Source organism: Mycobacterium sp. (assembly GCF_035499775.1).
Lineage (GTDB): Bacteria > Actinomycetota > Actinomycetes > Mycobacteriales > Mycobacteriaceae > Mycobacterium.
This window is the reverse complement of the sequence record NZ_DATJYB010000005.1, coordinates 1-11,974: the sequence shown is the minus strand read 5'-3', so window position 1 is coordinate 11,974 and position 11,974 is coordinate 1. Positions and strand designations below refer to the sequence as shown.

Here is an 11,974-nt window from a genome sequence, read left to right as displayed (position 1 = left end):
GCCAGCGATTTCGGCGCCCACCAGTTGACCCGGCCGAGCATGTGCATGAACGCCGGCACCAGCAGCATCCGCACCAGCGTGGCGTCGACCACGACCGCCACTGTCAGCCCGAGTCCGAACAGCCGCATGTACGACACCTGCGCGGCCATCAGTGCGGCAAAGGAGATTGCCATGATCAGCGCCGCGGCGGTGATCACCCGCCCGGTATGGGCCACCCCCAGCGCGACGCTCCGGTCGTTGGCGCCCCACCCGCGGTGTGACGCCAGCCAGTACTCCCGAATGCGCGCGACCAGGAACACCTCGTAATCCATCGAGAGGCCGAAAGCGATGCAGAACAACAACACCGGCACGTCCACCCCCAGCGTGCCGATCGCGACCGTTCCCAGCGCGCCGAGGTGTCCCTCCTGAAACACCCATACCAGCGCACCGAACGCCGCGGTGAGCGACAAGGTGTTCGTCAGCACCGCCTGGAAGGGCAGCACCGCGCTACCCGTCAGCAGGAACACCAGCACCAAGGTGATCGCCGCGATGGTCATGAGCACCAGCGGCAGCCGCGAAGCGATCGCGTGTACCGTGTCGCGGTTGCTCTGCGCCAGGCCGGCGAACTGCACCGGTCTGCCCGCCGGGGTCGCAACGGCATGCAGCCGGTCCAGCTGAACATTCGATGCGGTGGAGTACAGCGGTGCGGTAGTGCCTACCGTCAGGAAGGCGCTGCGGTCCCTGAAACCGCTGGCTCCCAAGGGCGGGCCGGGCTGCATCACGCCGTTGACGAACGTGCCCCGCGGCGACGACACCGAGGACACGTCAGGCACTCGCGACAGCGCGGCGGCGTAGGCGTCCAGGTCGGGCAGGGTCACGTCGGTCGCGTTCGGGAGCACGACGGTGATATCGGGGACCCCGTTGCCCGGGAAGTCTTTGCGTAGCTGGTCGCCGACCTGGCGTGCCGAGGCGGAGGTGGGCAGGATCCGGTCGTCGGCAAATCCCCACTTCACCCGGTGGAACGGTGCGCCGAGCAGCAGCAGGAGCACCGTGACGGCGAGAGCGATCGGCACCGCGTGGCGCATGACGGACTTCGTCCAGCGGTACCAGAACCATTGCTCGGACGGTGCCGGTTGGGGATCCGGCCGCCGCATGATCCGGCGCAGCAGCCGGCGCACGTCCAGCGAGTCGAGCCGCGTATCCAACAGCACGATCGCCGCCGGTGTCACGATGACCGCTGCGGCTGCCGCGAACGCCACCACCGCAGCCCCCGCGTAGGCGAACGATTTCAGGAAGTATTGCGGGAACAGGACCATCGTCGCCATCGACAGCGCGACCGTCATCGCCGAGAACAGCACGGTGCGGCCGGCGGTGGCCATCGTGCGGATCACCGCCGCGTCGCGAGTCCGACCTTCTGCCAGCTCATCGCGGAAGCGGCTGAGGATCAACAACGTGTAGTCGACGGCCAAGGCCATGCCCATCGCGACGGCCAGGTTCAGCGCGAAGATGGACACGTTGGCGAACAGCGAGATGGCGCGCAGCGACGCCAGGGCACCCAGAATCGCGGAGATGCCGACGGTCACCGGCAGCGCGGCCGCCACCAATCCGCCGAAAACCCAGACCAGCACCAGAAAACTCAGCGGCAGCGCTACCGATTCCATGAACAACAGGTCTTTTTGGGTTTGCTCGTTGACCTGCCAGTTGACGGCGGCGTCCCCGCCGGCGCGCACCGTCACGCCGTCGCGATCGTGGACGAGCTCGTCAGCCAGCTGCTTGGCGTTGATCTGGGCGTTGGTCTCGCCACCGGTGATCGCGGCTAGGATCAGTCCCGTTCTGCCGTCCTTGCTGATGAACGAATGCGCCGCCGCCGGCGACACACTCCACGCCGATACCACCTGCCCGACATTCGGCGAATGCTGCAGCCGCGCAACGATATCGGTGCCAACTGCGGTCGCCTCGGTTCCTTGCGCCCCGCCGTCGGAGGTGAGCGTGATCACCAGTCCCATATCGCCCTGGTCGAACTTCTTCGACAGCAGCGCGGATGCTTGTGACGACTCGGCGCCCGGATCGACTCCCCCGCCGGCCGACAGCGTCTTGACTACCGGGACGCCGAAGATCGCCGCGCCGATCACGACCAGCACGGCCACGGCAAGGACCCGACGCGGCGCGGCGATGGCGAGTCGAGCGGTTCCCGACAGCAACGACACTTCCTTCCGAGTTGGCGCGAGCAGGCGCAAAAGCACCCAATTTAGGGCCTAATTGGGTGCCTGTGCGTCTGCTCGCCGGAGAAATTCCTGTTCGATCAGTTCGCGGTAGAGGGGTGTGCGCATGAGTTCGGTGTGGGTACCGGTCGCCTGGATCCGCCCGTGCTGAAGAACCAGGATCTGGTCGGCGTGGGTGACGGTGGAAAGCCGGTGGGTGACCACCAGCAGACTGCGCTGGCCGCGCGCCTGCAGCAGGTTGCTCATCACGTCGTACTCGTTGGCACGGTCCAGGTGGGCGGTCGGCTCGTCCATCAGGATCAGCTGCGAGCGCGACAGAAATGCGCGGGCCAGGGCCAGTCGTTGCCGTTGGCCACCGGACAGACCGCGCCCGCGTTCCAGTACCGCGGTGTCGAGCCGCCCAGGGAGACGGGCGATTTCGTCGGCGATGTTCGCCTGTTCGAGGACGAGCCATAAATCGTCGTCGCCGGCGTCCGGGTCGGCGATGAGCAGGTTGTCCCGGATGGTGCCGTTGAGCAGCGGTGCGTCCTGTTCCAGCAGCCCGAGCCGGCCACGGAGATCTCTGAGCGGGACGCTGCGGACATCCTGGCCTTCCCAGCGCACCGCGCCGGCGGTGGGGTCGTGGAAGCGGCACAGCAGCGCCAGAACGGTTGACTTTCCGGCGCCCGACGGCCCGATCAGCGCGGTGATCTGGTCCCGGCCGAGCGTGAAGGAGACGTCGTCGAGGACCGGGTCGCGACCGAAAGCAAAAGAGACGTGGTCGAACTCGACCAAAGGCGCGGTGTCCCGGGCCTCCCCCGACGTGCCCTCCGCAGGGGCGAGCACCGGCGGGTCGCCTTCCGGCAGCTCGTGCAGCGTGGTCGTCAGGTGTTGATACGCGCCGGCGGCGGTGCGCAGCAAGTTGAGTGCGGTAATGCCTGCGGTGACCGGGAAGAGCGCGTACATGGCGAACGCGAACAGACTGACGAACTGGCCAACCGCTAAGCTGCCGTGGGCAACCCGGCGCCCATCGATGATCATGATCGCCAGAAAAGACCCGGTGATGCCCATCCGGATGATGGACAAGTCGACGGCGGTGGACAACGCAATGCGGACGCCCGACTCATACGCGGCTTTCGCGCTGACGCCGATGGACTTCACCTCGCGGTCTTCGGCGCCGAACAGCTTGACGGTGCGCGCAGCGCCGAGCGCTCGGTCCAGGCCCGCCGTGTAATCGCTCAGTGCGACTTGACGATTCAACGAGGCGCGTTGGATCCGGGACAGCAGCGGAGCGCCGGCGGCGAACGCCACCGTCATGACTACGACCACGATACCCACCGTGACGGGGTCGATGGAGAGCATGAAGATACTCGCGCCGGCCAAGGTCAGCGCTCCAAACACGATGTCGGCCAAGGCGCGTGGCATATCGCGCACCAGGCTGGCGTCGCTGGTTCCGCGCGACAGCAGGTCCCCGGTGCGACCCCGGTCCAGCAGTCCGATGGGCAGGCGAACGACGTGATCGGTGAAGACGGACCGCAATTCCAACACCATCTTCTCGCCGGTCCGTTCCAGCCGGAAATGACCCAACGCCTCCAGCAGAAACTGTCCGACGAGCATGCCCAACAACAAGATCGCCAACGTCAGAATGGGTAAGCCCGCCGCGGCACGGTCGACAAGCCGGCCGGCCAGCAGCGGCTGCAGCAGGGTGAGCACCGTCGCCAGGCCGAGCAGCAGCATGCTCACCGTCATCGACTTCCAATGCGCGCGAAGCAAACTGAGCATGGCGATCAGAGCAGTCCGAGCAGTTTCAGGTCGGCGACGTACTTGACGATGATCGCCGCCGAGATTTGCGGGATACCCGGATTGTTCTTGTCGGGCCCGATTTTCGCGTCCCGCACCGCGGCACGGAATCGTTCGGTCGGCGCGGAGGACCCGTGGGTCGGCGGAAGGGGCTGTAGGCGCCGGGAACCACGCAGCTGCAACATCTGCAGCACCGAGTGGCGCCGCTGACCATCCGGCAGCGCGCGCAGGCCGGTCTCGAACCGCTGCAGCCACTCCCCGAAATCGTCGATGCGCTCGATCGGGTATCCGGCCTCGATCAGCCAGTCCACGCACACGTCGAGCCCGATGCCATCGTCGTGCGGGTTCATCACGTGGTAGGTCGCATATTCGGCTACCAGTCGGGGACGCAGCGCGGCGATCGCCTCGGCGACGAATTCGACGGGCAGCCCGTCGAAGTGCGCCGGTTGGCGGTTGCCGTCGGCGTCCAGCTGATAGAACGAACCGGGCGCGACGCCGGTGCACACCAGGCTCAGCGCCATCCGGGTGACCACGTCGGACACGTTGAGTTGGCCGGCATAGGTGGTGTCGGCCAGGATCATTCCGCAGCGGAACACCGCCACCGGGAGCCCGCACAGATCATTGGCCTCGCGCAGCAGCACCTCGGCGGCCCATTTGGTGTTGCCGTAGCCGTTGGTCAGGCTCGCGTCGATGGTGCGGGTCGGGCTGATGTCCCGGATGTCGGCGTCCTCGGTGAACGCCGACGGCTCGATCTGGTCACCGACGTCGGCGGTCGAGACGTAGCTGTAGGCCTTGAGCTTGGTGTTCAGCGCGATCCGGATCAGCTCGGCGGTGCCGGCGACGTTGGGTCCGAACAGCTCGCTGTACGGCAGCACGGCGCTGACCACCGCGGCCGAATCGACGATCAGGTCGACGGTGTCGGCCAGGCGCTGCCAGGTCTGCGGGTCCAGCCCCAGGTCGGGCTCAGCCTTGTCGCCGGCGACGACCTCCAGATGGTCGGCAGCCAGTTCCCGGAAGTGCCGCAACAGTTTCGGGTCACCGCTGTCGAAGGTCTGGTCCAGACGCCGCCGTGCGCCTTCGTCGGACTCGCCGCGCACCAAGCAGATCAGCGTGCCTTCGACCAGCTCCATCTGGCGAAGCAGTTCCAGGACCAGGTAGCGCCCGACGAAGCCGGTCGCCCCGGTCAGCAGGACCGTGCGCACCTCGGCACTCGGGCCCGCCAGCGTCGGGGCGGCGGCCAGCGTCGTGTCGTCGATGAACTTGTCCAGCATGAGGTCGCCGGCGCGGATCTCGGTGGCGTCGCGGCCGTGGACGGCGGCACAGCGCCCGCTGCGGGGGCTCACTCCCGCGGCCAGGTGCTGGCTCAGGCCTCTGACCGACGGCGCGTCGAACATCGCGGCCACCTTCAGATCGGCGTCGAGGGCTGCGTTGATCGCGGCGATCACCCGCATCGCCGACAGCGAATCTCCGCCCAGGTCGAAGAACGACTCCTGCACGCCGACGCGGTCAACACCCAGGATGCGGGCGTAAACGTCGGCCACCATCTCCTCGATCGGCGTGGCTGGCGGCTGGTAGCGATCGCCGTCCCGGTACTCCGGTGCCGGCAGGGCACGGGTGTCGAGTTTGCCGTTGGCCGTCAACGGCAGCGCATCGACCGCTACCACCACCGCCGGCACCAGGTACGACGGCAGCCGCTCGGCGAGGTGGGCGCGCGCTGCTACGGGGTCCACACTTCCGGTCGCGTAGCCGACCAGCCGGTCCTCGCGCACGACCACGACCGCCTGATCCACGCCGGGCAGCTCGGCCAGCGCCGCGGCGACTTCGCCGCACTCGATGCGATACCCGCGGATCTTGACCTGCTCGTCGGCGCGGCCGAGGTACTCCAGCTGCCCGTCCGGGCGCCACCGCACCAGGTCCCCGGTGCGATACATGCGCAGGCCCGGCTCACCGAACGGGCATGCCACAAACCGCGACGCCGTCAAACCGCTGCGACGCCAGTACCCGACACCCACTCCGGCACCTGCCACATACAACTCCCCGACCACCCCGGGCGGCACCGGATTCAACCACCCGTCCAGCACGAACAACGCCGCCCCCGCCACCGGCGACCCGATCGGCGGCGCCCCCGAACCCGCTGTGAGCGGCGCGCTCATCGACGCATCCACCGTCGTCTCGGTCGGCCCGTAGGCGTTGATCATCACCCGGCCCGGCGCCCACCGATCCACCAGCTCGGACGGGCAAGCCTCCGCACCCACCACCAGCGCCATCGAATCCAGACCCTGTGGCGACAGCATTCCCAGCGCCGACGGGCTCTGGGTCAGCACGTCGACGTGATGGGAGGCCAGCAAGTCGTGAAAGTCCTTGGGCGAGATCGCAACCGATTCGGGAACCAGCACCAGCCGGCCGCCGCCCAGCAGCGCGCCCCACATCTCCCACACCGAGACGTCGAAGGCATAAGAGTGACACTGCGCCCACACGCCCGCGCGCGGCAGGACGGCACCCAGCGAGTCCACCAGCCGGATGACGTTGTGGTGGGCGATGGCAACGCCTTTGGGCACGCCGGTGGTGCCGGAGGTGTAGATGACGTAGGCCATGTCATCGGCGGCCGGCAACGGCAACGCCGTGGACGGATACCCACCGATGACAACGTCCGCGACGTCGATCACCACGGGGCCGTGCTCAGGCAGCCGCGGGCGCAGGTCGGCGGTGGTGATAGCCGCGACCGGTGTGGCGTCGGCCAGCATGAACTCCAACCGCGCCCCGGGCAGCGCCGGGTCGATCGGCAGATACGCCGCACCGGTTTTCAGCACCGCCAGGATCGCGACGATGGCCTCTGCTGAACGGGAGAACAGCAGTGCCACACACTCGCCGGGGCGAGCACCGTGGTCGATCAGCAAGTGCGCCAACCGGTTAGCGGCCTCGTCGACCTCCCGATAGGTCCACGACCGTGCCCCCCATACCAGCGCCACCGCCTCGGGGGTGCGCGCCACCTGCGCGGCCCACAGCGCCGGAACCGACACCGAGACCGGCGCGGACGGGCTCAGCACGGGCCGGTTGCCCCACCGGTCCAGCCTGGTGTGCTCGCTCTCGTCGAGCAGATCCAGCGACGACAGCCGCGCCGTCGGATCGGCCGTCATCGCCGCCAGCACCTTCGCCAAGCGTGCGACAAGCGTCTCGATGCTGGTCGCGTCGAACACATCGGTGCGGAACTCCACCGAACCGCCGATCCCGGCGGGCTGGCCTGCGGCGGTGAAACGCTCGGCCAGGGAGAACACCAAATCCATTCCGGCGGTGCGGGTTTCCAACGGCAGCGCGGTGACCTGCAGGTCACCCAGACTCAGCTCAGCCGGTGCGTTGTTCTGCCAGGCCAGCAACACCTGGACCAGCGGGTGATGAGCCTGCGATCGGGGCGGTTGGAGCCGGTCAACCAGTACCTCGAAAGGCACGTCCTGATGCTGGTAGGCGGCCAGGCTGCGCTGTCGCACCTGGGCGAGCAACTCGGCGACGGTCGGATCCCCGGTCAGGTCGACCCGCAACACCAACGTGTTGACGAAGAAGCCCACCAGTGCGTCCAGCGCCGGATCACCGCGCCCGGCAATCGGGAACCCCACCGCCACATCGGTGCCGGCGCTGAGCCGAGACAACAGCACCGCCAGGGCCGCCTGGATCACCATGAAGTGAGTCGAATTATGTTCGCGTGCAACCGAAGCCATCTGCTGCTGCAGCGTGGCCGGCCACTCCACCGGCACGCTGGCACCGCGGTGGTCGGCCACCAGCGGATACGGCCGATCGGTGGGCAACTCCAGGCGTTGGGGCATTCCGGCAAGTGCGTCTTCCCAATACCGCAACTGCGCAGCCAGGCGACTGTCACGATCGGCCAGATCACCGAGGCTTTCCCGCTGCCACAGCGTGTAATCGGCGTACTGCACTGGCAATTCGGCCCAACCCGGCGTCCGCCCCGCACACCGGCTGACGTAGGCCACACCCAGGTCGGTGGCCAGCACACCGATCGACCAGCCGTCCGCGGCGATGTGGTGCACCACGGCCACCAGTACGTGTTCGTCGTCGGCTATGCGGAAAAGCCGTGTCCGCAAAGGAATCTCGTTCGCCAAGTCGAAACTGTGGCGGCCCACCTCGTCGATGGCCTCAGCCAGCCGGGCCGCGGGCCACCCGCTCGCCTCGATGACCTCCCAACCGAGGTCGGCGCGAACGACCAGCTGCCGCGGCACGCCCTTGTCGGCCACAAACACCGTCCGCAAGCTTTCATGACGGTCCACCACATCGGCCAGCGCCGCACCCAACGCGTCGGCGTCCAGGCGCCCGCACAGCCGCAACGCCACCGCCATGTTGTAAACCGGCAAGGGCCCGTGCAACTGGTCGAGGAACCACAATCGGCTCTGCGCAAACGACAACGGAATTACCGCGGGCCGCTCACCAGCCGCCAACGGCTGCGCCCGGCTCGCGTCCCCGCCGATGCGGTGCGCCAACTGGGCGACCGTGGGCGCCTCGAACAGCGTGCGCACGGCGAGGCCGGCATCCAGTGCGGCATTGACCGCGGCCACGACCCGCATCGCCAGCAGGGAATCGCCACCCAAATCGAAGAACGAGTCATCGACCCCGACTCGCTCGAGCCCGAACACCTGGGCATAGATGCCGGCCAGGATCTGCTCGACCGCGCTGTCCGGGGCGCGGTAACGATCGCCGTCCTGGTATTCCGGTGCCGGCAGGGCGCGGGTGTCGAGTTTGCCGTTGACGGTCAACGGCAGCGCCGCCAATGTCACCACTGCTGCCGGGACCATATAGGCCGGGAGCCGCTCGGCCAGCTCGGCGCGTATCTCGGCCGGGTCTGCGGTCCCCGTGACATACCCCACCAGGCGCACGGCACCGGGGTGGTCCTCGCGGGTGATCACGGCGGCTTGGTCCACCCCGGCCAGCCCGGTGAGCGCGGCGCGTACCTCGCCGAGTTCGACGCGGTATCCGCGGATCTTGACCTGTTCGTCGGTGCGGCCCAGGTAGTGCAGCTGGCCGTCGGCGCCCCAGCGCACCAGGTCGCCGGTGCGATACATGCGCAGGCCGGGCCCGCCGAACGGGCAGGCGACGAACCGTGCGGCGGTTAAACCCGCCCGACGCCAATACCCCACACCGACCCCGGCGCCGGCCACATACAACTCACCGACCACCCCGGGCGGCACCGGCCGCAACCAGCCGTCCAGCACGAACAACGCCGCCCCCGCGACCGGCGACCCGATCGGCGGCGCCCCCGACCCGGCCCGTAACGGCGCGCTCATCGCCGCGTACACGGTGGTCTCGGTGGGGCCGTAGGCGTTGATCATCACCCGCGCCGGCGCCCACCGATCCACCAGCTCGGACGGGCAGGCCTCGCCGGCCACCACCAGCGCGGCTGCCAAACCCGCAGGTGACAGCACCCCCGCCGCGGCAGGGGTCTGGCTCAACACGCCGACGCGTTCGGCGGCCAGTAAGGCGTGCAAGTCTTCGGGCGAGCGGGTGACCTCTTCGGGTACCACCACCAGCCGCCCACCGGTCAGGAGCGCGCCGAAGATCTCCCATACCGAGACATCGAAAGCCAGCGAATGCCACTGCGACCAGACCCGTCCCGGGCCGGCGTCGAGTGAGCCGAGCAGCTGGGTGACGTTGCAGTGCGTGACCGCCACTCCCTTGGGGACTCCGGTGGTGCCCGAGGTGTAGATCAGGTAGGCGATGTCGTCGGGGGCCGCCGCCGATGGTGGTTCACCGACATCGACGACTGCCCCGTCGTACTCAGTAAGCCCGGCGCCGGTGATCACCGCGATCGGCGCCGCATCAGCCAGCAGGAAGTCGACCCGCGCCGCCGGCAACGCCGGGTCGATCGGCACGTACGCCGCCCCGGTCTTGAGCACGGCCAGAATCGCCACGATCGCCTCGGCCGAACGCGGCAGCACCAACCCCACCCGCTGACCCGGGCGCGCGCCCCGGCCGGTCAACAGGTGCGCCAACCGGTTGGCCGCCCCCTCGAGTTCCCGGTAGGTCATCGACCGGCCCGCACAGGTCAGCGCCGCCGCGTCGGGGGTGGCCGCGACTTGAGCGGTGAACAAGTCCGGAATTGCGGCCGCGTTCGGGGTGCGCCACAGGGCCGCCCGGTTACCCCACTCATCGAGCCGCGCCCGCTCACCGCCGTCAAGCAGATCCACCGACGAGAGCCGCCGGGTGGGGTCGGCGGTCATCGCCGCCAGCACCCGGGTGAACCGCCCGATCAGTGTTTCGATGTCGCCGGCGTCGAACACCTCGGTGTCGAATTCCACCCGAAGGCGCAGTTCAGCCCCCGGCAAGGCGCGGATCGTCAGGGGGTAGTGCGTGTAGTCGCGGCCGGTGCTCTCGGTCAGAGCCAACTCGTGGGCACCCGACAGCATGGCGACGTCGATCGGGTAGTTCTCGTAGGCGAACAAGGTGTCGAACAACAGGTCGTGGCCGGTGAGGCGGTGGATGTCGGTCAGCGCGAGGTGCTGGTGTTCCAGGGTGTCGTTGTGCGCGGTTTGCAGCTGATCGAGCAGCTCTGCGGTGCTGGTTGCCGGGGTGATCCTGGCCCGCACCGGCACCGTGTTGATCAATAAGCCCACCATCGATTCCGCGCCGAGCAGCTCCGCCGGCCGCCCCGAGACCGGCACGCCGAAGACGACATCGTGCTGACCGGTCAGCCCCGTCAGCAACTGCGCCCAAGCACCCTGCAACACGGTGCTGACGGTGGTGTGGCAGCGGCGCGCCAACTCGCCAAGGGCCCGCGTGGTCGTGTCGGGCACCCGAAACGACGCGGCGCCCCGCGGGCCCAGCCCCAATCGACGCGCCGGACCGACCAAGGTAGGAGTGTCGAAGCCGGCCAACACCTCGCGCCACACCGCCCGCGCGGCGTCGCGGTCCCGAGCGGCCAGCCAGGTGACGAACCTGCGGTAGGACGCCGCCGCAGGCGGCCGCTGCCCGTGGTAGCCGGCGAATATCTCCCGCAGCAGGATCGGCATCGACCAGCCGTCCAGCACGATGTGATGATTCGTGAGGATCAGCCGGTACCGCTGCTCTGCGGTGCGGATCAGCGCCACCCGGAAGGCCGGCTGGTCGGACGGGTGGCACACCGCGGCGCGTTCGGCAGCGCACACCTGGTCGACCTGCTCGTCGGCCACGAGTTCGATATACCGCCACCCTGCCACCGGGTCAGCCGGGATGATCTGCACCGGCTCGTCGAACCGCTCACAGAACCGGGCCACCACGTTGGGATGGCGGCCGACCACGGCCTGCACGGCGTCGCACAGCCGGTCGGGGTCAAGGGCGCCGGCGATGGTGAAATCCAGCTGCACGGCGTAGACGTCGCTGTTGCCCTGCGCGGCGCCGGCATGAAAGAGCAGCCCCCGCTGTACCGGGGTCAACGGCAACACGTCGGCGACGCGCCACTGTGTCTGCAGCTCGTCGATCTGCCGTTGGCTCAACCGCGCCGGCACGATGTCCGACGGCGTCAGCCCGCCCCCACCGCTACGCACATGAGCACAAATGCCTTTCAGGGCGTCGAACCACAACCGGCCAAGCCGCACGACCTGGGCGCGATCGACAGCAGCAGGCGCCCACATCCAGTTGGCGTGCAGTTGCGGGCCGGCCTCCGTGTCGGTGTTGGTCTCCAAGGTGACGGCGTTGACCTCCACGGTGTGCATCAGCGGCATCGGCAACCCGGCGCTGCTGCTGTCGGCGGGCAGCGGGCAGACTCCCCACCCGTCACCGCCCGCCGCGGCGCCGAGGCGGCTCAGGTAGTTGAACCCGATCGCCGGCTCCGGCCCGGCCAGCTCGACATCGGTGTTCAGGTAGCGCAGGACACCGTAGGTCAGCGGGTCCGGAAGGGCGCGGAGCTGCTCCTTAGCGTCTTTGACCACCGCCCCCAGGCCCGCCCCGCCGGCCACAACCTGCGCCCAGGGCAGCTTCAGCGTCAAGGCCACCGGGTACTTGGCGGTAAACCAGCC

General features: G+C 68.6%; 3 protein-coding genes. All 3 read right to left on the bottom strand.

Translation table 11 applies throughout. The annotated features are described in order from the left end of the window. Positions 1–2,180: MMPL family transporter (locus tag VML93_RS00155; RefSeq protein ID WP_325606394.1), on the bottom strand; the 2,180-nt coding region annotated here is incomplete at its 3' end. A 54-nt stretch (positions 2,181–2,234) separates the two neighbouring features. Then, entirely contained in the window at positions 2,235–3,962 is a 1,728-nt protein-coding gene (locus VML93_RS00150) for an ABC transporter ATP-binding protein (RefSeq protein ID WP_325606392.1), read from the bottom strand. Between the two features lie 5 nt (positions 3,963–3,967). Then, on the bottom strand, positions 3,968–11,974 hold an 8,007-nt coding region (locus VML93_RS00145; RefSeq protein ID WP_325606390.1), incomplete at its 5' end, for a non-ribosomal peptide synthetase.